This is a genomic window from Streptantibioticus cattleyicolor NRRL 8057 = DSM 46488 (assembly GCF_000240165.1).
In the GTDB taxonomy this organism is placed as follows: Bacteria; Actinomycetota; Actinomycetes; order Streptomycetales; family Streptomycetaceae; genus Streptantibioticus; species Streptantibioticus cattleyicolor.
On the sequence record NC_017586.1, the window covers coordinates 868170 to 894561 of the forward strand.

A 26392-nucleotide genomic window follows, 5' to 3' on the forward strand; every position below is an offset into this window, starting at 1 on the left:
TGCCCGTGGGCGGGAAGTCCCGGCGACGGGGCCAAATGGCACCGCGCATGCCCGACGTGCCCGGGCCCCCTCCCGCCGGGGCCAGTGACCGAGGCGGACGACACCACACCTGACCGGGCACGCCGCACCCGAGCATGACGGGCGCCCGGGCATCGGAGGTTCCCGCACCGCACGCGGCCGGGCGTGCCCCCGAACAGACCCGCCGGGGGCCCGACGTACCCGAGGCCGGGCGTCCCGGCGTCGGAAGTTCCCGTACCGGGCACGGCCGGGCGCAGCGTCCGCTCCGGCGTGCCGATCTGTACGCCTCGGGGCCGAGTGCGGGGTGGGGGCGGGGCGGTGGGCGGGGGTGCGGCAGACTGCGCCGGGTGACCTTGTGGACCGTGATCGCTGTTGTCTCGTTCGTCTCGCTGCTCGGCTGGGTGTGGCTGCTGCTGGCGCAAGGCATGTTCTGGCGTACCGACGTACGGCTGCCGCCCCGCGCGGAACCCGCCGTGTGGCCGTCCGTGGCCGTGATCGTCCCGGCCCGGGACGAGGCCGAGGTGCTGCCGGTGAGCCTGCCGTCGTTGCTGGCGCAGCGTTATCCGGGGCGGGCCGAGGTGTTCCTGGTGGACGACCACAGTTCGGACGGCACGGGCCGGCTCGCCGAGGAACTCGGCGCGAGGCGCGGCGGGCTCCCGCTGACCGTCACCGTGCCGGGGAGCGAGCCGCCGGCCGGGTGGACCGGCAAGCTGTGGGCCGTCCGCCACGGGATGACCGTGGCCCGTCAGGCGTACGACGCCGAGTACCTGCTGCTGACCGACGCCGACATCGCCCACGAGCCGGACAGCCTGCGGGAGTTGGTGGCCGCCGCGGCCGGCTCGCAGCTCGACGTGGTCTCCCAGATGGCCCGGCTGCGGGTGGCCACCGGATGGGAGCGGCTGATCGTCCCGGCGTTCGTGTACTTCTTCGCGCAGTTGTACCCGTTCCGGTGGGTGAACTCCGCGCGAGGCCGGACGGCCGCCGCGGCGGGCGGCTGCGTGCTGCTGCGCCGCACCGCCGCCGAGCGGGCCGGGCTGCCGGACTCGATCCGCCAGGCGGTGATCGACGACGTGTCGCTGGCCCGCGCGGTCAAGCGCAGCGGGGGCCGGATCTGGCTCGGCCTGGCCGACCGGGTGGACAGCGTGCGCCCCTACCCGCGGCTGGCGCAGTTGTGGCGGATGGTCTCGCGCAGCGCCTACGCCCAGTTGCGGCACAACCCGTTGCTGCTGCTGGGGACCTTGCTGGGACTGGCGTTGATCTACCTGGTGCCCCCGGCCGCCACGATCATCGGCGCGGTGGCCGGCAGACCGCTGGTGTGCGCCGCCGGCCTCGCCGCGTGGCTGGTGATGACGGGCACGTATCTGCCGATGCTGCGCTACTACCGCCAACCCCTGTGGCTGGCGCCGACGTTGCCGTTCACCGCGGCGCTCTACGCGGCGATGACCGCGGACTCCGCGGTGCAGCACTACCGGGGACGCGGCGCGGCGTGGAAGGGGCGGACATACTCGCGTCCGTCGTGACCCGGTGACGGCGGGAACGGGGAAGGGCCGGGCGGCGGTTACTTGTGGCCCGGGGTCCAGTTCATGCCCCAGCCGTAGGCCTGGTCCACGGTGCGTTGCGGGCTGACGCCGCGGTCGGGAACGAGGTAACGCGCCTCCCGCCGTACGACGAGCCCGTCCCCGTCGTTGGTGAGCAGGGCCAGCGCGCACACCGTGGACGGCACGGTGCACTCGTCCAGGAAGAACTCGACGGGGGCACCGTGCTGCGGCAGCAACGTGGTCGTCGCGTGCAGCCCGGCGAAGCTGTCGGCTCCCTGGTAGATGGTGACGAAGACCAGGATCCGCCGGAACACCTCGGCGTGGTCGAGACTGATCGTGAGGTTCTCGCCGCTCGCCACCGCCCCGCTGCGGTCGTCGCCGTCCAGCCGGATGTACGGCGGCCGGTGCAGCGAGCCGAACGAGTTGCCCAGCGCCTGGACGACCCCCTTGGTGCCGTCGGTCAGCTCGTACAGCGCGCACAGGTCGAGATCGACGTCGAGCGCCGGCGACGCGGCCATCCCGATCCGCCGCAGCCACCCGGCCGGCGTCGCGGGGCGCCGCTCCTGCCAGTTGAGGTTGACCCTCATCAGCCCCCGGGAGCCACCCCGCTTGGTCAACGAGACGGTGGGACGATCCTTCGTGAGGGTGATTTTCGCCGGCGGCCGGGAGAACGCGGGTGCGGGCGGCGGAGCGGCGGGCGGGTACGGGGCGGACGGCGTCACGGATACCGGCGGGGCGGACGGCCGCGGAACGTCGTCCACGGTGACCCCGAAGTCGGTGGCCAGCCCGGCCAGCCCGCTGTCGTACCCCTGGCCGACCGCGCGGAACCGCCACCGCCCGTCCCGCCGGTACAACTCCCCCAGCACGAAGGCCGTTTCCACGGTGGCCCCCGGACTGTCGAAGCGGGCGATCTCCGTGCCGGAACCCGCGTCGGTCAGCCGGACGTACACCCCCGGGACCTGCCCGAACGTGCCCCCGTCCGCGGACGCCGTGAACACCACCCGGTCGACGTCGGACTCCACCCGTGCCAGGTCCACCACCAGGAGGTCGACCACGCGACCACCCTCACCCCGGCTGCCTTCGTGACGGACGGCGCCGGAGGCGTGCGACGGCTGGTTGTAGAAGACGAAGTCGGTGTCGGAACGCACCTTCCCGTCGCTGAGCAGCAACGCCGAGGCTTCCGTCTCCGGCACGCCGGGCCCCGTGCCCCGGCCGACCTCCACCCGCACCACGTCCGCCGCCACCGGTACGTTGGCGCCCTTCGCCATCGACATCGTTCGGCTCCCCCTTCCCGGCCCGGCCGCACGGCCTCGTCCACCGGACCGGCCACACCGCCCGCTCGCGCCGTCCGCCTCACCGTAGGCCGCCTGATCCCGCCCGGCCACCCGCCCCACCGAACCCCCGGCCGACCGTCGGAACCCCTCCGCATAACGCCCGAGATGCCCTCCGGCGCCGGGCTTTACACGATCAAAACGGGGTCTGGCGACCGTTTTTCTCACATTCGCTCGTATTGAGCGTCAACGAACACACACGACGCCCCGAACAACCCTCTTATCGGGCTCCCCTAACAGCACATCGTGGGCTTAACTTATGGGCTATGACCACCCCCCGCGGCACTTACAGCGGCGGCTACTACGCCACGTCCGCTTTCTTCCCGGACACCCCGATCTACGACAGCCTGGTCGCAGAGCGGGGCACCCCTCAAATCGCCCCCATCCGGGTGCCGTCGCCGTACGACACCGGCAGCAACCTCCCCGCGCTGCCGGCGCTCCCGGCCCTTCCGTCGGCCCCCGCCTCGCATACCCCGGCGCAGGGTACGTACACCGGCTACCAGCAGCCGACCGGGTACCAGCCCCAGCCGGCCCCCGCCGCCTACATTCCGCAGCAGGCGAGCGCGCCGCGCGGCTACCCCGGTGCCCAGCCGGCGCCGAGCCAGCCGCAGCAGCAGATCGCCAACCCCGCGGGGTACGACATGCGGCCGGTGCCGCCGCGCCAGATGCCGCCGCGCCAGCCCGCACCCGGCTCGTACAACACCGGTGCCACCGGCTACCCCGGCACCGTCCAGCCCGGTTACGGCGAGGAGCAGTACCGCAGGCCCTACAACGGTCCCGGTTACTGAACCGTCCCGGCCGCGGTCACCGCGGCCGGAGACCGGTGCCCGGTGAGGCGGCCTCGCGCCGTGGGGGCTCGCCGGGCCCGGTGGTGGTCCGAAGTGGCCGGCGCGCGCGGTCGGAGGCGACCGCGCCCGTCCGGCCCGGTCGCGCCCGATCCCGCGGCGGCGCGGAACCCTTCGCGTCGGCGGTCCGTTCACCGTGCTGGACACTCCGAACAGCGCGAGCGGGTGGCAAGAGGGTTCGGTGGTGCGGCGCACGCCGGTGGGGGGCCTCGGTCGCCGAGGGGCCCTGGGGCCGCGAGGGGCCTCGGGGCCGCGGAGCGATGAGTCCGAGGTGTCAAGGCGTCGTCGTCCGCCCACCCTCCGGTGGGGGTTTCACCTCTTTTCCGGCCCGTCCCGCGCATGTGCTCGGCCGTGTGCGGTACTTGGGAGGGCGAAGGGGGTGTGTAGTGCGATGCGGTGGATGCCGGGCATGTGGCGTTGGCGGCGCAATCCGCTGCGCAGGCGCAGCGATCTGATCGAGGCCTGGGCCGGCCTGGCCACCGCCGTCGTGGTGGTCGTCGGCGCGCCCGTCGCCGGGATCGCGGCGGGACGCTCCGTCGGCACCGAACTCGAACACGACGCGCGGGTGGAACAGGCCCAACGCCACCGGGTGACGGCGACCGTCCTCAGGACGGCAGACCGTTCCTCCCCTGCCGTGCAGACCGAGTCCGTCCCCGGCCAGCAACCCCTGCGCCTCGCGACGATCCGCTGGACCGCGCCCGACGGCACGCCCCGCACCGGCACCGTCCGGGTCGAACGGCGCCCGGCCGCCGGCGACACCCTGCCCGTCTGGACCGACCGGCACGGCGTCCTCACCGACCGGCCCCTGGACTCCTCCGCCGCGACCGCCAACGCCGTCGCCGCCGGACTGGGCGCTGCCACCACCACCGCAGCCCTCGCCTGCGCCGCCCGCCAGGCGCTCGGCTGGCGCCTGCTGCGCCGCCGGCTCGCCGACTGGGAACGCGACTGGCTGCGGGTGAGCCAGGACTGGGGCCGCACCGGCGCCGGCGGCTGACCGTCGTCCCGCACGCCCGAACGCCAGGCGGAGCACCGCACCGGCCAACGCACGCACCGCACCGACGAACCGTCCCGCCCCGCCGGCCCAGACCGCCCCTATCGCCCGTGCGCCATACCGGCGTCTTCCTTTTCGGCCCGAACTCCCCCACAGCGCACGCTTCCAGACGCTCGACGTGCGGTCGGAGCGGCCACGCGCGCTACCGTGGTGCCTCGGTTCCGGACACGGGTCCACAGCGGCAAGAGGTGGGGGCGCGACAGCACCATGGCACAGGGCGTGGCACAGGTGACGCACACCGGGACGTCGCGGTGGCGGCGCCGCACCGGCGAGTACGAGACGCTCGCCGCGGCCCTGGAAGCCGCCACTGACGGCGACGTGGTGACCATCGCCTCCGGCACCTACCGCGAGAACCTGGTGGTGCGGCAGGCGGTGACCCTGCGCGCCACCGACGGCCCCGGCTCGGTGCGCCTCGCCCCGCCCGGCGGCGTCGCCCTCACCGTACGCGCCGACGCCACCGTCCAGGACCTGCGGATCGAGGGCCAGGACACCTCCTCCGCCGCCCTGTTGGTCGAGGACTGCGCCGCCGAACTGCTCGACCTGAGGGTCGTCACCCGCTCCGCCGTCGGCATCGAGGTACGGGACGGCGCCCGGCCCACCGTGCGCCGCTGCACCGTGGACAACCCGGCGGGCCTCGGCATCAGCGTGCTCGGCACGGCCGGCGGGCTCTTCGAGGAGTGCGAGGTGGTGGCCGCCGGCCAGTCCGCCTTCGCGGTGCGCGGCGCCTCCGCCCCCCGCCTCGAACGCTGCCGCCTCCACCACGCCTCCGGAGCCGGCCTCTCCCTCACCGGCGACGGCACCGCGGTCGAGGCGGTCGGCTGCGAGGTCTACGAGGTCAAGGGCACCGGCGTGCAACTCGCCCAGCGCGCCGCCGGCAGCCTGACCGACTGTCAGGTTCACCGGACCACCGGTGACGGAGTCACCCTCGACACCGACTCGGTGCTGACGCTCTCCGACTGCGACATCCACGACATCCCGGAGAACGGTGTCGACCTGCGGTCCCGTTCGGTCCTCACGCTCACCCGGTCCACCATCCGCCGGTTCGGCCGCAACGGCCTGTCGGTCTGGGACCCCGGCACCCGGGCGGACGCCAACCAGTGCGAGATCCACGACAGCACCGGCAGCTACCCGGCCGTCTGGGTCAGCGACGGCGCCGCCGCCGTCCTCGACTCCTGCCGGGTGCACGACGTCCCGGACGCCCTGTTCGTCCTCGACCGCGGTTCCCGTGCCGATGTGGTGGACAGCGACATCGCCCAGGTGCGGTCCACCGCCGTCTCGGTCAGCGACGGCGCCACCGTCCAGCTGGACGACTGCCGGATCCGCGAGGCCGCCACCGGCGCCTGGTTCCGCGACCACGGCAGCGGGGGCACCCTGGCCGCCTGCACCATCGAGTCCACCGCCACCGGCGTCATCGTCACCAAGGGCGCCGATCCGACCGTGGAACGCACCGTGGTGGAGAACCCCGCCGAATCCGGCTTCTACGTGTCGGCCGGCGCCCGCGGCACCTTCACCGGCTGCCGCGTCACCGGCAGCCGCGGCTACGGCTTCCACATCATCGACGGCTGCCGCTCCACCCTGACCCGGTGCCGCACCGAACGCTGCGCCCGCGGCGGTTACGAGTTCGCCGAGCCCGGCCCGGTCACCGAGGGGTGCACCAGCGACGCGAGCGCGGAGAGCCACGTCACATCGGGTACGGCCGAACCCTTCGGTCATCCCTCCACAGGCTCTCCGTCCTCGCCGGCCGCGACGGCCTCCCTCGTCCCTCCCGCGGAGCCGCCCGCCACCGGGACCGGCCCGGCCGGCTCCGGTGCCGCCCGGGCCGCCGCCGTCCAGACCTACGGCCTGCTCGGCGGGGTGCCCGCACAGCCGGCCGCCGCGTCGCCCCCCGTGGTCTGCCGGTCCGCCGACGAAGTCCTCGGCGAACTCGACGCCCTCGTCGGCCTGGACGGGGTCAAGCGGGAGGTACGCGCGCTCATCGACCTCATCACCGTGGGCCGTCGCCGCACGGAGGCCGGGCTGAAGGCGCCCTCGCTCCGCCGCCACCTCGTCTTCACCGGCTCCCCCGGAACCGGCAAGACCACGGTGGCACGGCTGTACGGCGAGATCCTGGCGGCCCTGGGCGTACTGCGCACCGGCCACCTGGTCGAGGTCTCCCGGGTGGACCTGGTCGGCGAACACATCGGCTCCACCGCCATCCGCACCCAGGAAGCTTTCGAACACGCCCGTGGCGGAGTGCTCTTCATCGACGAGGCGTACGCCCTCTCCCCCGAGGACGCCGGCCGTGACTTCGGCCGCGAGGCCATCGACACCCTGGTGAAGCTCATGGAGGACCACCGCGACGCGGTCGTGGTGATCGTCGCCGGCTACACCGCCGAGATGGAACGCTTCCTGTCCGCCAACCCGGGCGTCGCCTCCCGCTTCTCGCGCACCATCACCTTCGGCGACTACACCCCGGACGAACTGCTGCGGATCGTCTGCGCCCAGGCCGAGGAGCACGAATACCGGCTCGCCGACGGCACCGACGAGGCGCTGTTGAAGTACTTCACGGCGCTGCCCAAGGGCCCCGGGTTCGGCAACGGCCGCACCGCGCGACTGACCTTCGAGGCCATGGTCGAGCGGCACGCCGGACGGGTCGCCCAGTTCACCGAGCCCACCCACGACGACCTGCAACTCCTCTACGCCGACGACCTCCCCGAACTCCCCTGAGCGGTCTGCCCCGGCGGCTCCGCCGGGTCGGCGGTCTCGATGGCAGCTGTCGCCGGTATGCCTTCGGGTGAGGCCGGCGCGTCATCGTCCGCCTGCCCCGGCCTCGGCACCGGTGCCAGCTGCCCGGAGCCGGGGAGCATCGCCAGCAACGCGGCACGTTCCGCGGTGAACACCGGATCGCCCTGGTAGTCGCTGTGGGCCAGGATCGGGGTGGGCAGCGGATGTTCGGCGGAGCGCTCGTAGGCGGCCGGATCCCGCAGCGGCCCCACGTCGACCGCCTGGCCGTCCGGTTGCGGCAGCCGCATCGGCCCGCCGATGGGATCGGTGCTCCGCCACAGGTTGCGCCAGGCGTGCACTTCGCCGTGGAGCGAAGCCAGCGCCACGGGACCGAAGTACGCGGGGAACCACCGTCCGTAGAGCCGCTCCAGCGGGGAGCCGTAGGTGAGCAGCGCGACCCGGCGCCGGGCGCGTGGCGCGAGTTGCCAGATCGCCGAGGCGGCGAGCACGGTGCCCTGCGAGTGGGCGGAGAGCACCAGGCGCCCGTCCGTCCGATCCGTCCAGGTGGCCATCCGCCAGGTCAGGTCGGGCACGGCCCGCTCGGCGTAGCACGGCGGCGCGAACGGATGCGCGGCGCGGGGCCAGAAGGTACCGACGTCCCACAGGATGCCGACCGTTCGGCGGGCGGAGGGGTTGCGGTAGGCGCGGCGGCCGAGCGTGTACAGCGCGACGGCTCCGGCGCCCAGCAGCCACGATCCGGTGTCCTGGGCGATTCGGACCGCCCGGCCGATCGTCTCGCCGGTGCCGGCGACGGCTACCGCGGGGGAACGGCCGGTCGCCCAGGCGCCGACGGTACCCAGGGCGGCGAGCACGAAGGCGGTGCATCCGATGGCGACCACCACCGCGGGCGCGGTGTCGGTGAGCCTGGCCCGGGTGACGGCGCCGGCGATCTGCCGTGTGCGATGCGGCTGTTCGTGGTGGCCGGGGTAGTCGCCGCGGACCCGTGCGGCTTCCTTGCCCCGTCCGGCCGCGACCCGCGCCGCCGCCACCCCGGCCACCACGGCGACCACCGGCAGGAACACCGGGATGGTGGCCGCCTGCCAGGACAGCAGGACCGGGGGGCCGGCGAGCGGGCTGCCGCTCGCACCCGGGGTCCGGCTGCCGTCGAGCCAGTCGGCGACCTGCTGGGCGACGCCTCCGGCGAAGATCCAGCCGACCATGCACGCGAGCACCGCCACCATGGGACCGGCGAAACCTCGGGCGGCTGCCCTGGGCTCCGCCCCGCCGCCGCGGCGCAACCGCTGGACGACAACGGTCAGCGCGACGATCAAGACGCCCTGCACCACCGTCAGTCCACTGAACAGGCCGGCTCCGGGCAGCCGCGAGGCGGCGGTGCCGGGGCCGCGCAACGCCGCGTGGGCGACCGCGGCGGCGAGCAGCACCAGCGAGACGGCGAGCAGCGAGCGGATGGTGCGGCGGTCGGTGGCGTGGTCGACGGCGCTCTCGCTGCGTCCGGTGCGGCAGACCACGACGGCCGCGGCCAGCGCGGTGGCGGACACGAAGGCGGTGAGGACGGCACCGTCGGTGCGGTGGTCACCGGCGCGTACCGCGGGTAGCAGCAGGGCCACCGCGATGGTGCACAGGGCGACCGCGGTGTGTGCCGCGCGCAGCCGGGCCACCGGCCGGCGTCCGTACCAGAAGCCGGGCAGCGCCAGGTCGGGCGTCTGCGGGGAGTGGCCGTCGTCGGCGGTGCCGGGCGGCAGTTGGGCCTCGTAGGCGCTCCAGGTGCGGTGCGAGAGCCACCACAACGCGGTGACCAGGGCGGTCGGCACGAGGGCGGCGACCGCGGTGCGTGGTCCGGCCGGGAGTTCGCCGAGGAAGCCGGGCCAGGGTTTGCCGCGTGCGCAGGCCGGGTTTCCGGCGCACTGCCAGGCCACCAGGTCGACGGCGACCTCGCAGGCGGCGGCGACGAGCAGCACGGTGAGGCTCAGGGCGAGCAGTCGCACCAGGATGTCGTAGAGGCGCCGCCACCGGTCCGTGCCGGGGCCGCCGGGTGGCCGCATCCAGTGGGCCAGGTTGACGATCATGAAGGGCACGAGCAGCAGCCACAGGGCGCGGCTGCTGTTGCCGGAGGTCAGCCCTGACCAGCAGTAGGCCTCCTGCACGGGCTGCCCGTCGGCTCCCGGGGGCCGGCCGGGGCCGTCGGCGGCCGTGCCGGGAGGTGCGGTGGGCGCCGGGATGTCGGTGCGTGAGGTGCCGCAGGTGTCGTCGAGGCCGTCCTCGGCCCGGCGGTAGATGCCGGCCACCTGGTCTCCGCAGACCTGGGCCACCTGGCCGGAGCAGAGCATGGCCTCCGGCGTGGTACCGCCGACCCCGTGCACCAGCAGTTCGAGTGCGGGTGCCGGCCGTGTCCAGGCGGCGTCCTCCCCCAACTGTTCCGCTGCCGGCGCCGGCCCGTCCGGTGACGTGGCCGGTAGGCTTCCGTCTTCCGCGGGCACCGGCTGCGCGGTCTCGCGTCGTGATGGTGTCCGTTGCTGCGTGTCTTCCGCGTGCAGCGTCCGCGCGGCTCCTTCCACCGCTTGCCTCCCCCGTGTTCGCGTCGTGCTCGTCCAGCATCGGGCACGCACCATTGATCGCGCAGCAGAGGACGGCTTGAAACCCCCCGAAATCGTGAATTTGTGCTAGGTGAGCCCGATCACCCGGCGCGGCGGTGTCGTACCCCCGTGGGAAGATGGCTTCACCAGGACGTCGTACCGGTGAACGGCTGGTCGAGGAAGGGACGGGGCTCGGGTGGGCGACAATCACAACCTGCTGGCCGAGCAGCGGCGTGCCCTGATCCTGGACGAGGTCAGGCGGCGCGGCGGGGTCCGGGTCAACGAGCTGACCCGCAAGCTCAACGTCTCCGACATGACCGTGCGCCGCGATCTCGACGCGCTGGCGCACCAGGGCGTGGTGGAGAAGGTGCACGGCGGGGCGGTGCCGGTGGCCGAGGCCAGCACCCATGAGCCGGGGTTCGAGGCCAAGTCCGGTATGGAGCAGGGCGCCAAGGAGGCCATCGCGCGGGCCGCCGCCGGCCTGGTCACCGCAGGCAGCGCCATCGCACTCACCGGCGGCACGACGACGTACGCGGTCGCCCACCAGCTGCTCGACGTCCCCGATCTGACGGTGGTCACCAATTCGGTGCGGGTCGCCGACGTCTTCCACTCCGGGCAGCGGCGCGCGGGCGGCCGGGGTCCGCGGCCCGGGGCGGCCACCGTGGTGCTCACCGGCGGCGTGCGCACCCCGTCGGACTCGCTGGTCGGCCCCGTCGCCGACCAGGCGATCCGGTCGCTCCACTTCGACCTGCTCTTCCTCGGCGTGCACGGCCTGTCCGTGGAGGCCGGTCTCACCACGCCCAACCTGGCGGAGGCGGAGACCAACCGGCAGTTCGTCCGCTCGGCCCGCCGGGTCGTCGTGGTGGCCGACCACACCAAGTGGGGCACGGTGGGCCTGAGTTCGTTCGCCTCGCTGGAGGAGGTCGCCACCTTGGTGACCGACGCGGGCATACCCCAGGTGCTGCGTGCGGAGATCTCCGAGCACGTGGCGGAGGTGGTGGTGGCCGGCGAGCCGGAGAGCGGCGCCGACGGCTGAGCGCCGACGCTCGCGCGGAGCGAGGCCTGCCGCCTGACGGCTCGTCACGGTAGCGTGGTTCGGTTGCCGTCGCCGACCTGGAGGACTTCGCCGTGATGCGTCAACTGCGCTCGGTCGGGCTGGACTTCGTCACCGACGCTCCGGTGCTGCTGGCCTTCGCGGCCGGGCTGCGGGCCGACGCGGACGCGGTGTACCGGGCCCTCACGGAGGACACCGAGGGCTGGTCGGCGTGGTTCCGTGCGGTGGCTTCGGCCCTGCCCACCGGGGAGGGCCGCCGGATCAGGCTCACCGGCGGGGTGCGTTTCGCGGAGACGTTCCTCGCCATGGACGAGGCGGAGCGCTTCGCGTACCGGGTGGACGCCACCAACCTCCCGGGGGTGCGCGCCCTGCTGGAGGACTGGCGGCTGGCGCCCATGCCCACCGGCGGCACCCGCCTTCGGTGGATCTTCGCCGCCGACGCCGCACCGGCCGCCGCCGCCCTGCTGCGGGTCGCACGCCCGGCGTTCGACCGCGCCTTCGCCGACGCCGTACGCGCGCTCGACCGGCGCCTGGCCCCGGCGCCCGTCGCGTGAGCCGCCGCGTCCCCGCGGACCGGGATCACGGGCCGCGGGGCGGACGTTCCGGGAGGCGGTGGAGCACCCTCGTACCGGGTCAGGAGGGCCAGCCGCCGGTCTCCAGGAAGCCGTCGATCGCCGCCGCGTAGGGGCCGATGTCCATCCCCTGTTCGGCGAGCCAGGCGTCCGAGTAGTACTTGTCGAGGTAACGGTCGCCGGGGTCGCACAGCAAGGTGACCACGCTGCCGGTGCGCCCCTGGGCCAGCATTTCGGCGACGATCCGCAGCGACGCCCACAGCCCGGTACCGGTGGAGCCGCCCGCCTTGCGGCCGATCGCCCGCTCCAGCGCGCGCACCGCCGCCACCGAGGCGGCGTCCGGGACCTTCATCATGCGGTCGATCGCGCCGGGCACGAAGCTCGGCTCCATGCGGGGCCGGCCGATGCCCTCGATCCGCGAGCCGCTGTCGCAGCGCACCCCGGGGTCGCCGCCGACCCAGCCGTCGAAGAAGCAGGAGTTCTCCGGGTCGGCCACGCAGATGCGGGTGCCGTACTGCATGTACCGGACGTAGCGGCCGATGGTGGCCGAGGTGCCGCCGGTGCCGGCGGTCGCCACGATCCAGGCGGGCTCCGGGTAGCGCTCCATGCGCAGTTGGTGGTAGATCGACTCGGCGATGTTGTTGTTCCCCCGCCAGTCGGTCGCCCGTTCGGCGTAGGTGAACTGGTCCATGTAGTGGCCACCGGTCTCCTCCGCCAGGCGGGCCGAGACCTCGTACACCGTCCGGGGGTCGTCCACCAGATGGCACCGGCCGCCGTGGAACTCGATGAGCCGCTGCTTCTCCCGGCTGGTCGTACGTGGCATGACCGCGATGAAGGGCACACCGATCAGATGGGCGAAGTACGCCTCGGAGACGGCGGTGGAACCGCTGGACGCCTCGATCACCGGGCGGTCGGGGCGGATCCAGCCGTTGCAGAGGCCGTAGAGGAAGAGCGAGCGGGCCAGCCGGTGCTTGAGGCTGCCGGTCGGATGGGTCGATTCGTCCTTCAGGTACAGGTCGATGCCCCAGTGCTCGGGCAGCGGGAAGCGCAGCAGATGCGTGTCGGCGCTGCGGTTGGCGTCCGCCTGCACCTTGCGGACGGCTTCCTTCAACCAGATCCGGTACGCCTGGTCCGACCGGTCCACATCTACGGTCGGCGTAGGGGTGTCCAAATCCGATCGGTCTACGCTCGCCGCGTGATCGATGGTGCCCACGTGGGTCCGCCTTCCGTTCCTGTCGTTCTCGGCCCCGGTTGCGGGCCCGGCTCGATCATAGGCAGCCGCAGGTCAAGGCGGCGCGCGGCGTCTGGTGCGGCCCTGCCGCGCCCGGCACACTGCCCAGCAGGCGGATACCCGAGGCGGTCGGCACGGGGACGGCTGCCCGGCCCGCACGAAGGGGGTGCACCGTGGCGGAAACCGAGTTCAGCGTCTCGGGGGTGCAGATCAGCAGGCGGCTGCGCTCGTTGACCAGGGCAGGCACGGTCGTCGTGGGCGATGGCCGGGTCAGCTTGTTGACGAGCCGGGGGCAGGAGATCGACAGCGCTCCACTCACCGAGGCGAGGGCGGCCACGCCCCCCTGGTTCGGCCCCGGCCGCCGCGCGCGGGTGGTGCTCGAAGGGCGCGCGTACGGGCTGCGCCCCGGCCCCGGCGACGACGAGGCGGTGCTCCGGCTGTGCGAGGCGCTCTCCTGGGCGCGCGAGCAGATGGACCCCCGCGATGGGTGAACGCCGCCGCCACGACCCTGTTGCCGGCGCGTCGTGAGTTGCGGAACACCGTCACCGGGGCGAACCTGGTCACACACAAGGAGTACATTTCCTGTCACTCTGAGTGTTCAGCACAGGCTTTCCCACTCGAAGCGGACGGGCCCGGGCCGGGCGACGGCGCGACGCCCCCGCGGAGGGAGTCGCAGCCGTGATCACCACCCAGCACACCCGACAGTGCGTCCTGGAGCTCGAAGCCCTGCCGCACCGCATCGGGCAGGTCCGAAGAATCGTCTCTGCCCAGCTGCGGTACTGGGGCCTCGAATCACTCCTGGACACCACCCTGCTCGGCATCACCGAGCTGCTGGCCAACGTCCACCGGCACGCCCAGCCCGACAAGCGCTGCGCCGTGGAACTCGTCCACGAGCAGGGCCGGCTCACCGTGTCGGTCGCCGACAACGATCCCCGCCCGCCCCGCGCCGGGCTGCGCACCGACGCCATGGCGACCTGCGGCCGGGGGCTGGCGATGCTCGCCGCGCTGAGCGACGAATGGGGCACGCGGCCCAACAAAAGCGGCGAAGGCAAGATCGTGTGGTTCACGCTCAGCGAGCCCGCTTCGGGCGCCCCCGACCTGCTGGCCCCCGTGCCTCCGGCGGTCGCGCTGCCGCTGCGCACGCCGCTGGCCATCGCTCCCTGCCCGCAGCCCGTGGCGGTCTGACGCCGCACCCGCTCCGCCGGGGCGCGGTCCACACGGTGAAGTCCCCGTCATGGCCGGGGACTTCACCGTTGCTCATTGCGGCCGTGTCCGGTCATGCCTCATGGTCACGCGGACGCACCGTTCGCCCCGGGCGCGGCGCCGGCTCGCCGGATATCGCCCCGGGGAGCGTCAGCCGCGCGGTGCCCGATTCGAGGTCTATGCCGAACGGCGGGTCGGTGCCGGGACGTACGTCCTTGCGGAACGTCTCCTGCTCCAACGACCGCTTCATCGCCTGGGCGGCCGGCGAGAACTCCTGGAAGATGTCGGTGCCGATACCGGTCGCGCCCTTGGTCCTGCGGTAGTAGATCCAGCCACGGCGTTCCAGCCGCAGGAGGAACCGGTCCAGCACGAAGAGCGCCAGGGCGGCGCCGGGAACGGCCGCGGCGACGAATAATCCGGTGCTCTCCATGGTCCGGTAACGGGGCGGCGCCGCGCAGGGTTCCCGCCGACAACAGGGAACGGGCACTGCGCGCCGGCCGCCGCTAACACGCCCCCAGGACCTCCAGCGGGTCGTCCAGCACCGGCTGCCAGGCGAGTTCGGCCGCGCCCACCAGGCTGTTGTGGTCGAGCGTGCAGCTCAGGATGGGCACCGAGCCGCTGCGCCCCCACAGGCTCCGGTCGGCCACCACCGCGCGGAGCCGCTCGGGGTCGGCCTCGAAGAGGAAACGGTGCAGGCCGCCGAGGGCGATCCGGTCCGGGTTGAGTACGTTGACGAGCCCGGCCAGCCCGAGCCCGAGCCGGTCGATGAGGGCCTCGGCCGCACCGCGTACCACGGAGTCGTGGTACTCCTCACGGAGCAACCGGGCGCAGTCGTCCAGCAGCGACACCTCCGGGCCCGGGTCGCGTCCGCACTCCTGGAGGAAGACCAGCGGGTCGACCTCCACGTCCAGGCAGCCACGGCTGCCGCAGTGGCACGGGCGTCCCGCGGGGTTGACGGTCAGGTGGCCCACCTCCAGGGCGAGCCCGGAACTTCCGGTGTACAGCCGTCCGTTGACCACCAGAGCACCGCCGACGCCGCGGTGACCGGTGGCGACGACGAGCAGGTGCTGGGCCCCGAGCCCGGCACCGTGACGGTGTTCGGCGAGCGCCGCCACGTTGACGTCGTTGCCGACGAACGAGGCCGCCGGGTGGCCGTCGGGGCCCACCACCCCGTATACGGCGAGCTGTTCGGCGAAGATCCGTTCGACGGGCGCGCCGGCCGGCCAGGCGAGGTGGAGGGGGTTGAGCGCGAGGCCGTCCGGCTCGGCGACCGCCGAGGGCACCGCGAGGCCGGCGCCCAGGCAGAGCCGTCCGGTGGATTTCAGCAGTTCGGCGCCGGCCTCGACGACGAGGCCGAGGATGTGGGCCGGGTCGGCGGGCACGGTCATGCAGGCGGGCGTGGTCGCCACGATGTGTCCGCCGAGACCGACCAGGGCCGCGCGGAACCCGTCGGCGTGCACCTGTGCGGCGAGCACCACGGGGCCGTCCGGGTCGATGGTGAGCCGGTGCGACGGCCTGCCCTGGGCGCCGGAGACCACGGTCGGCTTGGTGTCCACGCGGATGAGGCCGAGCGATTCGAGTTCGGCGGCGACGGCTCCGGCGGTGGCCCGGGTGACGCCGAGTTCCGCGGTGAGGACGGCACGCGTCGGCGCCCGGCCGGTATGCACCAGCGTCAGCGCGGGACCGAGGGCCGCGCGGCCTCTCTCAAGCCTTGTCCGAGTCTGCGTCACGGTCCTATTCTCACTTTGTGCCGACGCTAAACAAAATACGCACGGCCCGCACCGCGTTGACCGCCCTCCGGGCCATGTCGACCGGCAGACGCCGCGGAACCGGCACGCCCACCCACCCCGGCCACGCGTCCGGCACCGCCGCGGACACGGCGAACCCGTCCGGCGTCCCCGCCACCGCCGGCCACCGGTCCTCCCGAGCGCCGGCCACGACCCTCGCCGGTCGCCGGGACACTCCGGCGACCGACACGGCCGCCCGGTCCGGCGTGCCCGCGCGCACCGCTGGCCGGCCCGGCAGGCGCCGATCCAGGCGGCCGGCGGACACGCACCCGCCATCCGGCGACGGCCGCTCGTGGAGCGCCGTCCGGACGGCCTTGACCGCCTTCTTCGCACTCGACGGCTTCACCTTCGCCGGCTGGCTGGTACGCATCCCCGCCATCAAAGCCCACGTGGGTGCCTCGCCGGGTGCGCTGGGTATGGCCCTGCTCGGCGTGTCGGCCGGGGCGGTGGCCACCATGGTGTTCACCGGCCGGTTGTGCCACCGGTACGGCAGCCACCGGGTGACGGTGGGATGCGGAGTCCTGCTGGCGCTCAGCGTAGCGCTACCCCCGCTCACCCGTTCAGCGCTCGCTCTCGGGCTGGTCCTGCTGGTCTTCGGCGCGGCGTACGGTTCCCTGAACGTGTCGATGAACAGCCTCGCCGTGGACCTGGTCGCGGCCGTCCGGCGCCCGGTCATGCCCGGCTTCCACGCCGCGTTCAGCTTCGGCGGCCTGACCGGCTCGGCCCTCGGCGGACTGCTCGCCCCGCATCTCTCCCCCGCCCACCATCTGCTGCTGCTCACCCCGGTCGGCCTGCTGGTCTCCGCGACGGCTGGCCGCACCCTGCTGGCACACCCGGTGCCCCGGTCGGCACCGGAACCGGCTGGTGGGGGCCCGGCCCCGGAGGACGGTCCCGAGGCCCCGCCCTGCCCGCCGGGCCGAGCGTCCCGGAGCCGGCGCGGTCATCCGCCGGGCGGGAAGCCCCCGCGATCGGACGCCACCGGCGCCTCGGCCGTGGACGCCGCGACGGCCGATGGACGTGGCCCCGCCGGCCCGCCGGTCCGGGTCCGATGGCTCGTCCTCGTCCTCGGGCTCATCGCCCTGTGCGACGCCTACGGCGAGGGGGCGCTCGCCGACTGGAGCGCGCTCCACCTCAGCCAGGACCTGCACACGGGCCCGGGGCTCGCGGCGGCGGCGTACGCCCCTTTCGCCCTGGCCATGACCGTCGGCAGGCTCAGCGGAACGACGCTGCTGGAACGTCTCGGCCGGACCCGCACCGTGGTCCTGGGCGGACTGACCGGGGCGGCCGGCATGCTGGTCGGTGCCCTCGCCCCGCAACCATGGCTGGTGCTCACCGGTTTCGCGGTGACCGGGCTGGGTCTGGCCAACATCTTCCCGGTGGCCGTGGGCGGGGCCGGAGCCCTGGCCGGCCCCGGCGGGGTGGCCGTCGCCTCGACGCTCGGGTACGGCGGGATGCTGCTCGGCCCGCCGTCCATCGGCTTCCTGGCCGAGGCAACGGGCCTGCCGTTGGCCCTGACAACGGTCGCCCTGCTCGCCGCGGTGGCTTCCGGGATCGCCCTCGCCACCCGGGACTCGGCCGGTCCCTGACGGGGGCGTCCCCTCCCGGGGCTTCGTAGGACGGTCGACGTCTAGAGGCCGGTCCCATGTCAACTGACCGGTATGCACGGATCGGTGGACACCGCACCACGGATCAGGGAATGCTCAGGTGCATGCCAGAAGCGCTCCCGACGCCCGCGCGAGCCGACGGCACGGCCTCGCGTGCTCTCAGCCCCACCGACGTGGTGCTGGGCCCCCAACCGGTCGAACACGTTCCCGCCGAAGGACCCACCGTCATCGTCGGCGAGGTGATGCCCGGACGCCATCGCGCACCGCACCGCCGGAACGTGGCCGGGGGCGCCGTGCTCTCCGCCACCGTTCTCCTCGCCGGGCTGTCCCTCTTGCTCACCAACGCCTCGTCGAAACCGCCCGCCGACGGCCACCACTCCCCCGCGGCGGCCTTACCCGATCAGGCCACCGGATCGGACATCGAGCAGGCCCCGGCGCGCACCTCCATGGTCACCACCGACGCACCGGCGTCCACCCCCGCCTCACCCGCGCACCCTCACGTCACCCACGTCACGGCCGCCACCGCGCCGACTCACCGACCCGCCGCCACGTCGCCGCACCCGGCCGACCACCCAGCCTTGCCCCCTGGTCTGTCCGACCTCACCGACTGGTTCAACGCCATCCGCAAGGCCGCCGAGGACCATCACGGCCACCGGCAGACGTACCGGCCGGGCGACTCGTGGCCCGGATCCGACGGCCCCCGCTGGGGACACGGCCGCCCGTACCCCGGCGGCGCCGACCGGTGGTGACGAACCAGGCCACCGACCCCACCACCACCGACGACGGAACCGTACGGATCCGGCCCCTCCTCAGAGGGCCGCGATCGTGGACGGCGCCCGCTCCGCCCTGCTGAACGCGCGCAGCACATCGACCGCTCCATGCCGCCGCACCGCTATCCGGGACAGCACGTCCACCACCAACTGGACGGCTTGCCCGTGGAGTTCAGGGGTCGCCACCCCAACGCTGTACGCCAGGTCGTCGCAGTGCACAACCATCTCCAGCAACCGGCTGGCCACGAAGTCGTCCAGGCTTATCGACCACGGCCCCCACGTGGCCCGCCGCACCGGCCTGTCCGGCGCGGCCAGCAGAGCGGTACGCAGCTCCCGGACCGTCGCGTCGACCCGAGAGGCCAGGTCCACCGGCCCCTTGGCCGCTTCCTCCTCTCCCCCGTTACGGACCGCCACACTGGACTTGTCGTCGACATCGGAACCGATCCAACTCGCCCGCGCGTAATACTCGTCCAACGAGATCGTCTCTTCCACCGGCACGGGCTCGGCAAGCACCTTCGGCAGGTGGAGGACCTGCCCGGCCAAGTGACCGGCGAGCCCCCGCACACTCATCTTCGGCAAGGCGCTCGGCTCGTCCCACGCCGCCGCCACCTCCGGCGCCGCGATCAGCTCGGTGACCGATGCCGCCACCTCAAGGTAGAGCTTCCGGACAGACGTCATTCCAACCTCCGCGTCGGCGTGGAGAGCCTCGTTGCAGCACGAGCCCGGTGATCCTTTGCGGCACCCGCTGTTCCGGCTCGCCGCTCCTCCCCTCAGCCGAGCCACCCCGGTCGTACCAAGCCCGATTCGTACGCCATCACCACCAGTTGTGCCCGGTCGCGGGCGCCGAGCTTGACCATCGCCCGGCTGACGTGGGTCTTGGCGGTGAGCGGACTGACCACCAGGCGCCGGGCGATCTCCTCGTTGGAGAGGCCCATGCCGACCAAGGCCATGACCTCCCTTTCCCGTTCGGTGAGTTGCGCGAGACCGGCTGCTGCCATCGGCTCCTTGGACCGGGCGGCGAACTCCGCGATCAGCCGGCGTGTCACACCGGGCGACAGCAGGGCGTCCCCGGCGACGGCGGCCCGCACCGCCCGCAGCAGTTCCTCGGGCTCGGTGTCCTTCACCAGGAACCCCGAGGCTCCGGACCTGATGGCCTCGAAGACGTACTCATCGAGTTCGAAGGTGGTGAGGATGACGACCTTGACTCCGTCCAGGGACGGGTCGTCGGTGATCCGCCGGGTGGCGGCGAGCCCGTCGAGCACGGGCATCCGGATGTCCATCAGCACGACATCCGGCCGCAACCGCGCGACCTGCCGCAGCGCCTCCGCCCCGTCCGCGGCCTCGCCCACCACCTCGATGTCGGACTGCGCGTCCAGCAGTGCGCGGAACCCGGCCCGGACCAGCACCTGGTCGTCGGCGAGTACGACCCGGCTCATCCTCGCTCCTCCTCTCCGTCCTCGCCACGGTCCTCGTTGCCGTCGATGCCCTCACCGGGGACCGGGCCCGGTCCGGCGCCCGCCGGCCTCGGCCCGGTGGCTGCAGCGCTCCGGCCACCGCTCGTGGCCGGAGGTATTCGTGCGCCCTTGTCGCGGTTCGGTGGGTCGAGGTCCGGGTCCGGGCGTGTAGGCCCGTCGGGCTGCCCGGCGGGCGGGGCCGGGTCCGGGGAGACCGGCAGGGTCGCGGTCACCCGGAAGCCCCCGTCGGCCCGGGTGCCCGCCTGAACGGTGCCGCCCAGGGCCGCGGCACGCTCCCGCATCCCGACGAGTCCGTTGCCGCCGTCGCTTTCGTCTTGCGACGCGGCCGGCCCCTCGTCGTCGATCCGCAGCCGCAGGACGCCGGGTTCGTGGTGGATCCCGATCCGGGCGGTTCTTGACCGGGAGTGCCGCACGATGTTGGTCAGGGCCTCCTGCACGATCCGGAAGGCCGCGAGATCGGTGTTGGGCGGCAGACCGGGTGCGGTGCCGGTCACCTCGACCTCGGCCCGCAGCCCGGCGGTGCGGGCCTGCTGCAGCAGTTCGGGAAGACGGTCGAGCCCTGGGGCCGGCGCCCGCGGTGCCGCGCCGGGCGCCCGTAGTGTGGCCAGCACCTGGCGGACTTCTCCCAGCGCTTCCTTGCTGGCTGCCTTGATGGTGGTCAACGCGGTGCGGGCCTGTTCGGGACGCTCGTCGATGAGCGCAAGGCCCACGCCCGCCTGGACGTTGATCACCGAAAGGCTGTGCGCGATCACGTCGTGGAGCTCGCGGGCGATCCGCAACCGTTCCTCGTCCGCCCGGCGCCGTTCGGCCTCCGCCCGTTCCCGCCGCGCTCGTTCGAACTGCTCGCGCCGGACCTTGAGCAATTCGGTGCCGGCCGCGATGACCAGCAGCCATGCGGCGACCCCGTACTCCATGCCCCATCCCGGCGCGGTGTCGCCCGGTGGCGGCAACCACGGGTAGAGCCATTGCCGAACGACGAGCGCACCGAGGTAGGCCGCCCCCGCCGCGATCCAGGCGTGGCGCCGCCTGCCGCGGAAGACGGCGGAGGCGAAGGCGACGACGAAACTGAGGACGAAGGGGCCGTACGGATAGCCGAGTGTGAAGTAGGCCAGCGAGACCGCGGCGACCGCGTGGACCACCAACGCTGGCACGCGATGGCGCAAGACGAGGAACACAGGCCCCGCCATGAGCAGCAGCCAGCCGACGGCGTCCAACGGCGTACGGCCCGTCTGGTGCATACCGGCGAACCTGGAACCGGTCAGCTGAACCACGGCCACGGCCAGCGACGACACCACCGGGGTACCCCTGTGAGCACCGTCGCGCCGCACCACCGACGGGCCGGCCCGGAGCCCACGCCACACCCACCCACCGCTTCCGCCGGCATCGGGCATGGCTTCCGGGACGTCGAGCCCGTACGACGTGCGGGAACCGTTCGAGGCACCGTTGTCGCGGACCACCTTCGGCCCGGTGCCCAAGCGGCCCGGCAACCAGTCTTTCCCCCAACCCCCGTCCGCGTTCGCCGGACGCTTCATGACAGCACCTCCCCCGTTGGTCGTCGTGCAGGCCGACCCCTCACGGCCTGGCCTTCCGTGTTCGCGACCCGGCGTCCGCCGCGGCCCCCGGTGCGGGCTCGTCGTTCACGCGGCCACGCTAGACCGGGCACACGCGCGACGCGTCACACCCTGGAGGTGCCCGGTGCTACTGCGGCGGAAGTAGCCGGGCCACCGGAGATCCGCAACCCACCTGCTTCATATGCCGACCTGATGGGCCAGGCGGACGCAGGCGTGGTCGAAGAATTCGTCCCTGGCCTCGACGAGGTGGTCGAAGTGGCCGAAGACCTCGAAGCCCACCAGGCCGAAGACTTGCGACCAGGCCGCCGTGAGCCCGGCCAGCACCGGCTCGGGAAGCTCCACCAGCATGTCGGCCGCGAGCCGTTCGACATCGGTGCGCACGGCGTCGGGCAGTGGTTCACCGGCAGGCAGGTCGAGCCGGCCCCTACGGTGGGCGTCACGCGCCACCTCGATCAGGGCACGGCCGACCCGGGAGGCCGGCACCACCATGTCCTGCGGCGCGCTGTAGCCGGGCACGGGCGAACCGTAGAGCAGGGCGTACTCGTGCGGGTGAGCCAGGGCCCAGGCCCGTATGGCTCGGCAGACCGCCTTCCAGCGTTCGACCGGCACCGCTCCTTCGGTGTCGGCCAAAGCCTCCTCCGCGGTGGTGCCCAACGCGTCGTACGCGTCAACGATCAAAGCGGTCAGCAGGTCGTCACGGCTGGGGAAATAGCGGTAGAGCGCCGAGGAGACCATGCCCAGTTCGCGGGCGACGGCGCGCAGCGACAAACGCGAAGCACCCTCGACGGCGAGTTGCCGTCGGGCCTCTTGCTTGATCGCCGCCGTGACCTCCAGGCGGGCTCGCTCACGGGCTCCTCGGATGACACTCATGGAAGCACTGTCCCACATAACAGATCAGCAGTCAACGAAGAGAGCGCCGCTCTTGCAATCGTCCGAGCCGGGTGCAACACTGTTCCACGTCGAGAGCACTGCTCTCAATGAACGGGGGTTCCCATGTCCGAATGCGCCGAAGCCTCAGGTCGGTTCGCCATCACGGCCCTCAGCCGCTGCGCCGCCTGGCTTGCTCGCGTGACCCTGTGCCGACAGGCGGCCCGGAAGCCGGCTGTGCGCGACCACCAGCGCGGCGAGCGGCGCTCCGTTCCGGCCGATCCGCCAATGGACGGGGGTGAGGTGCGGCCAGGCGGGAAGGCTGAGATCTTGCGCGCCCATGAGCTGGCCGACGAGGGCAAGCGGGACGGCGGGACTGTGCGACCAACACCTCAACGGGCCGCGCCGGCGCCGATCGAACGGCGTCGGACACGGCACGACCGGTCCCTAGGCGCGGTCCAGACCGGAGAGCACACGACCGGCCAACGGGTGGTCGCGGACGATCTCGCCCAGCGTGGTCGCACCGCTGGTGATGCGCACGAAGGCGTTCCAGGCCGGCCGGAACGTGGTCAGCGCGACGTGGAACATCCGAGGGCGCTGCTCGAACAGGGTGAGCATCCGCCGGCCCACCGCCATCTCCACACCGAGTCCCGCCTTGATCGCGAAGGCGTAGTTGAGAGCCTGGCGACGGGCGTCCACGGCGTCCTGTGCCTCGGCGATGCGCACCGCCCACTCCCCCGCCAGCCGACCGGAGCGCAGCGCGTAGGAGATGCCCTCCCGGGTCCACGGTTCCAGCAGCCCGGCCGCGTCGCCGCACACGAGCACCCTGCCACGGGACAGCGGGGAGTCGTCGGACCGGCACCGGGTCAGGTGCCCGGAGGAAACGCTCGGCTCGAAGCCGGCGAGACCGAGCCGGGCGACGAAGTCCTCCAAGTAACGCTTTGTGGCCTCGCCCTCGCCACGGGCCGAGATCACCCCCACCGTGAGGGTATCGCCCTTGGGGAACACCCAGCCGTAACTGCCCGGAAGCGGGCCCCAGTCGATCAGTACGCGGCCGGCCCAGTCCTCGGCCACCGACGGCGGCACCGGGATCTCGGCCTCCAGGCCCAGGTCGACCTGGTCGAGCTTGACCCCGACATGGGCGCCTATCCGGCTGGCGCTGCCGTCCGCCCCGACGACGGCACGGGCCAGCACCGTCTCGCCGGTGGTCAGGACGACTGCCACGGTCCGCCGGTCGGGGACGGCCGGACCGTGCTGTTCCACGCGGGACACGGCGGTGCCGGTGCGCAGCTCGGCGCCGGCCCGCTGGGCGGCCTCGACCAGGCCGGCGTCGAACTCCGGCCGGTTGATCAGTCCGAAGAGCATCTGGCGGGAGCGACGGGTGCGGGTGAGGCGGCCGTTCATGCTGAAGGTGACGGCTTGCACACGGTCCCGAAGCGGCAGCTCGAAGCCCGGGGGAAGGGCGTCACGGGACGGGCCGATGATGCCGCCTCCGCAGGTCTTGTAGCGTGGCAGCTCGGCCTTCTCCAACAGCAGCACCCGCCGGCCGGTGCAGGCCGCGGCGTGAGCCGCGCTGGCCCCGGCGGGACCGGCACCGACCACGACGACGTCCCAGACCGTGGGTTCCCCGCCCGGCTCCGGACCGGTGTGCTCCGGTCGGCTGTCCCCCGTTGCGTTGTCGCTGCTCACGTGTGCTTCCGCTCCCGCTCGTCCTGGGCCTCCCCCGCATCTTATGGCGCGCTTCGAACGGCAGCCCGGGGGTGGGGGCCGGAGGGCCTGTGGAACGATCGGCATCACGGTCACCCGTTTGTACGCAACTGCCACTTTGTGAGGAGTCCCATGGAGCAGGACCAGGCCCTTCGAGCCCCGCTCGCCCGGAGCGTCGCCGCCCTGATGCCGCGTGCCAAGGCCGAACTCGCCGAGCTCGTCTCCTACCGTTCGGTCGCGGATCCGCGCCAGTTCCCCAAGAGCGAGTGCGAGAAGGCCGCGCGCTGGATCGCCGACACGCTGACCGCCGAGGGCTTCGCGGATGTGGCCGTGCTCGACACCCCGGACGGCACGCAGTCGGTGTACGGGTATCTGCCCGGGCCCGCGGGGGCGCCGACGGTGCTGCTGTACGCGCACTACGACGTGCAGCCTCCGTTGGACGAGGACGCGTGGCTGTCGCCGCCGTTCGAGTTGACCGAGCGTGACGGCCGCTGGTACGGGCGCGGGGCGGCGGACTGCAAGGGCGGCCTGGTGATGCATCTGACCGCGCTGCGGGCGCTGCGGGAGAACGGCGGGATGCCGGTCTCCGTGAAGGTCATCGCCGAGGGCTCGGAGGAGCAGGGCACCGGGGGCCTGGAGCGCTACGCCGAGGCCCACCCCGAGTTGCTGGCGGCCGACGCCATCGTGATCGGTGACACCGGCAACTTCCGGGTCGGACTGCCCACGGTGACGGCGACGCTGCGGGGGATGACTCTGGTCGAGGTGACCGTGGAGACGCTGGAGGGCAATCTGCACTCCGGTCAGTTCGGGGGAGCGGCACCGGACGCGCTCGCCGCGCTCATCCGCATGCTGGACTCGTTGCGCGACGAGTCGGGGGCGACGGTCGTCAAGGGCCTGGACGCCGAGGCGCGTTGGGAGGGGCTGCAGTACGACGAGGAGCAGTTCCGGCGCGACGCCAAGGTGCTGGACGGGGTCGAGCTGACCGGCACGGGCAGCGTCGCGGACCGGTTGTGGGCCCGCCCGGCGGTGACCGTGCTCGGCATCGACTGCCCGCCGGTGATCGGAGCCACCCCGTCCGTGCAGGCCGCGGCTCGTGCCCTGGTCAGCCTGCGGGTGCCGCCGGGGGTGGACGCGGCCGAGGCCCAGCGTGCCCTCGCCGCACATCTGGAGTCGGCGGCTCCGTGGGGTGCCCGGGTCACGGTCTGCTTGCGCGGACAGGGGCAGCCGTTCCGCGCGGACACGTCGAGCCCGGCCTACACGGCCATGTCCGACGCGCTGCGGGCGGCCTACGACGGCGCCGCGATGGAGATCGCCGGCCAGGGCGGCTCCATACCCCTGTGCAACACCCTGGCCTCGCTCTACCCCGACGCCGAGATCCTGCTGATCGGTCTGAGCGAGCCGGAGGCTCAGATCCACGCCGTCAACGAGAGCGTCTCCCCCGAGGAACTCGAACGGCTCTCTGTCGCGGAGGCGCTGTTCCTGGCCAACTACGCCTCGGTGAAGTCCGCCTGATCCGCACGGCCCGGGCGCCCCGTCGGGTCGGCGCCCGGGCGGTGGCCCGGCTCCGGAGTCCTTCCGCCACCGTCGGAACGTCGCCAGGGCCTCCGGGCCCGGCGGCTTCCCGGTCAGGTCCCGGCAGGCGGCCAGATCGAGCCTGATGGCCGAAGCGGATGGCCAAGGTGGGCGACTCGGTCCGGTGGACGGGCATGGCGGAAGGCAGGAAGGAGGCCGATGAGGGCGTCGCCGAGCGCGGTGGGGATACGTCTTCGGCGGTGGACGGGGCGCGCTCGCCCAGGCTGGTTTCGGTTGCCGGGCCCAGTCATACGAGACCGCGCTGTCGCGGGCAGGCCGGGGCTGACCGGAGTCCCCGGAATGTGACGTCTGTGCCATGCCGACGGTGGGCGCGGCCGTGGGTCCGGTAGGGCCGGCTGCGGCGGCCTTGTCGGCCCGGTGCGGCAGGGCCCTGCCCGGTGGCGCTGGAAGCGGGGCGCGTTGTGTCGGGGAAGGCGCGGTCGCGGGAGGTGCACGCGGAAGTTTCGTGTCCGTGCCGGTAGGAGGGCGCCGATGGGCAGGGCCGAGGTCCGGGCGAGGTGGCGTGGAGTGACGCCTTCCGCGATGTGGCGGAGCGGCGTAGCCACCGCCGCATACCGACACCGCCGCGCTTGCCCTCGCAACGTGGCCGGGGTAGCGGATGGCGAGCGTTGCTGAGGCTCAGGGCAACAGCCGTTTGCTGATGGCTCGTTGCAACGGGGCCGGTCGGAGGGGCGCCGCCTGTAGCCGACATCTCGCCCGCCTCAGGCGCCCGTCACCGCGACGCATGGCATGCGCGCTCGCTGCCTTGCCGGGACGACCCGCGTACGCGTATGCCAGTGGCTGCCTCCGCGCGGCTGGGGGCGAAGAGGCGGCCTCTGCGTTGAATCCGCACGGCCCCGGAGGCCATGGGCACCAGCCTCCGGCCTCGGGCTCAGGCT

21 protein-coding genes are annotated in these 26392 nt (G+C 73.2%); 11 read left to right on the forward strand and 10 right to left on the reverse strand.

Annotated features, from left to right (window positions below):
• Positions 1-365: 365 nt before the first annotated feature.
• The gene (locus SCATT_RS03525) at positions 366-1538 is read left to right on the forward strand and encodes a glycosyltransferase (RefSeq protein WP_014141546.1); all 1173 of its coding nucleotides are present in this window, start codon (positions 366-368) and stop codon (positions 1536-1538) included.
• Between the two features lie 38 nt (positions 1539-1576).
• Here SCATT_RS03525 and SCATT_RS03530 read toward each other — a convergent pair whose 3' ends face one another.
• Entirely contained in the window at positions 1577-2830 is a 1254-nt protein-coding gene (locus SCATT_RS03530) for a TerD family protein (RefSeq protein ID WP_014141547.1), read from the reverse strand.
• A gap of 323 nt (positions 2831-3153) precedes the next feature.
• Between SCATT_RS03530 and SCATT_RS03535 the strand changes: the two genes are divergently transcribed.
• The 3 genes from SCATT_RS03535 to SCATT_RS03545 all read left to right on the forward strand — a co-directional run bounded on the left by SCATT_RS03535 (position 3154) and on the right by SCATT_RS03545 (position 7489).
• Positions 3154-3675 (forward strand): DUF6643 family protein, encoded by a 522-nt coding sequence (locus tag SCATT_RS03535; RefSeq protein WP_014141548.1) that lies wholly within the window; start codon positions 3154-3156, stop codon positions 3673-3675.
• A gap of 457 nt (positions 3676-4132) precedes the next feature.
• Entirely contained in the window at positions 4133-4726 is a 594-nt protein-coding gene (locus SCATT_RS03540; protein WP_231905035.1) for an Rv1733c family protein, read from the forward strand.
• Between the two features lie 264 nt (positions 4727-4990).
• Positions 4991-7489 (forward strand): right-handed parallel beta-helix repeat-containing protein, encoded by a 2499-nt coding sequence (locus tag SCATT_RS03545; RefSeq protein WP_014141550.1) that lies wholly within the window; start codon positions 4991-4993, stop codon positions 7487-7489.
• On the opposite strand, the gene SCATT_RS03550 is transcribed toward SCATT_RS03545, so the two are convergent.
• Positions 7459-9918 carry a hypothetical protein gene (locus SCATT_RS03550; RefSeq protein WP_014141551.1) on the reverse strand — a complete coding sequence of 820 codons (2460 nt, stop codon included), beginning with the start codon at positions 9916-9918 and terminating at the stop codon, positions 7459-7461. The genes SCATT_RS03545 and SCATT_RS03550 overlap by 31 nt on opposite strands.
• A gap of 358 nt (positions 9919-10276) precedes the next feature.
• Here SCATT_RS03550 and SCATT_RS03555 point away from each other — a divergent pair, with 358 nt between their 5' ends.
• Entirely contained in the window at positions 10277-11116 is an 840-nt protein-coding gene (locus SCATT_RS03555) for a DeoR/GlpR family DNA-binding transcription regulator (protein WP_014141552.1), read from the forward strand.
• Positions 11117-11208: 92 nt separating this feature from the next.
• On the forward strand, positions 11209-11688 hold the full coding sequence (locus tag SCATT_RS03560; protein WP_014141553.1) for an SRPBCC family protein: 480 nt from the start codon (positions 11209-11211) through the stop codon (positions 11686-11688).
• A 79-nt stretch (positions 11689-11767) separates the two neighbouring features.
• Here the strand turns inward: SCATT_RS03560 and cds1 are convergent, their stop codons facing one another.
• The gene (cds1, locus tag SCATT_RS03565) at positions 11768-12919 is read right to left on the reverse strand and encodes an L-cysteine desulfhydrase Cds1 (RefSeq protein WP_014141554.1); all 1152 of its coding nucleotides are present in this window, start codon (positions 12917-12919) and stop codon (positions 11768-11770) included.
• 191 nt (positions 12920-13110) lie between these two features.
• On the opposite strand from cds1, the gene SCATT_RS03570 reads away from it, so the two are divergent.
• Both SCATT_RS03570 and SCATT_RS03575 read left to right on the forward strand, forming a co-directional pair.
• Positions 13111-13428, forward strand: a complete 318-nt coding sequence (locus SCATT_RS03570) for a hypothetical protein (protein ID WP_014141556.1) — start codon at positions 13111-13113, stop codon at positions 13426-13428.
• A 187-nt stretch (positions 13429-13615) separates the two neighbouring features.
• Positions 13616-14122 carry an ATP-binding protein gene (locus SCATT_RS03575; RefSeq protein ID WP_014141557.1) on the forward strand — a complete coding sequence of 169 codons (507 nt, stop codon included), beginning with the start codon at positions 13616-13618 and terminating at the stop codon, positions 14120-14122.
• Positions 14123-14213: 91 nt separating this feature from the next.
• On the opposite strand, the gene SCATT_RS03580 is transcribed toward SCATT_RS03575, so the two are convergent.
• Positions 14214-14570 carry a hypothetical protein gene (locus SCATT_RS03580; protein ID WP_014141558.1) on the reverse strand — a complete coding sequence of 119 codons (357 nt, stop codon included), beginning with the start codon at positions 14568-14570 and terminating at the stop codon, positions 14214-14216.
• A gap of 73 nt (positions 14571-14643) precedes the next feature.
• On the reverse strand, positions 14644-15870 hold the full coding sequence (locus SCATT_RS03585) for an ROK family protein (protein WP_014141559.1): 1227 nt from the start codon (positions 15868-15870) through the stop codon (positions 14644-14646).
• Between the two features lie 371 nt (positions 15871-16241).
• On the opposite strand from SCATT_RS03585, the gene SCATT_RS03590 reads away from it, so the two are divergent.
• Complete coding sequence (locus SCATT_RS03590; RefSeq protein WP_014141560.1) at positions 16242-17513, forward strand: MFS transporter; 1272 nt, start codon at positions 16242-16244, stop codon at positions 17511-17513.
• Positions 17514-17635: 122 nt separating this feature from the next.
• Positions 17636-18280: a hypothetical protein gene (locus SCATT_RS03595; RefSeq protein ID WP_014627446.1), complete on the forward strand. Its 645-nt coding sequence runs from the start codon at positions 17636-17638 to the stop codon at positions 18278-18280.
• A 60-nt stretch (positions 18281-18340) separates the two neighbouring features.
• On the opposite strand, the gene SCATT_RS03600 is transcribed toward SCATT_RS03595, so the two are convergent.
• The 5 genes from SCATT_RS03600 to SCATT_RS03620 form a co-directional block, all read right to left on the reverse strand.
• Positions 18341-18979, reverse strand: a complete 639-nt coding sequence (locus tag SCATT_RS03600) for a maleylpyruvate isomerase N-terminal domain-containing protein (RefSeq protein ID WP_014141562.1) — start codon at positions 18977-18979, stop codon at positions 18341-18343.
• Positions 18980-19071: 92 nt separating this feature from the next.
• Positions 19072-19737: a response regulator gene (locus SCATT_RS03605; RefSeq protein ID WP_014141563.1), complete on the reverse strand. Its 666-nt coding sequence runs from the start codon at positions 19735-19737 to the stop codon at positions 19072-19074.
• Entirely contained in the window at positions 19734-21308 is a 1575-nt protein-coding gene (locus tag SCATT_RS03610) for a sensor histidine kinase (protein WP_014141564.1), read from the reverse strand. Before SCATT_RS03610 ends, SCATT_RS03605 begins: the two co-directional genes overlap by 4 nt.
• Positions 21309-21524: 216 nt before the next feature.
• Positions 21525-22217: a TetR/AcrR family transcriptional regulator gene (locus SCATT_RS03615; RefSeq protein WP_014627447.1), complete on the reverse strand. Its 693-nt coding sequence runs from the start codon at positions 22215-22217 to the stop codon at positions 21525-21527.
• A 444-nt stretch (positions 22218-22661) separates the two neighbouring features.
• On the reverse strand, positions 22662-23903 hold the full coding sequence (locus tag SCATT_RS03620; protein WP_014141567.1) for a geranylgeranyl reductase family protein: 1242 nt from the start codon (positions 23901-23903) through the stop codon (positions 22662-22664).
• Between the two features lie 150 nt (positions 23904-24053).
• On the opposite strand from SCATT_RS03620, the gene SCATT_RS03625 reads away from it, so the two are divergent.
• A complete protein-coding gene (locus SCATT_RS03625) occupies positions 24054-25433 on the forward strand; it encodes a dipeptidase (RefSeq protein WP_014141568.1) in 1380 nt (459 codons plus the stop codon).
• Positions 25434-26392 lie beyond the last annotated feature (959 nt).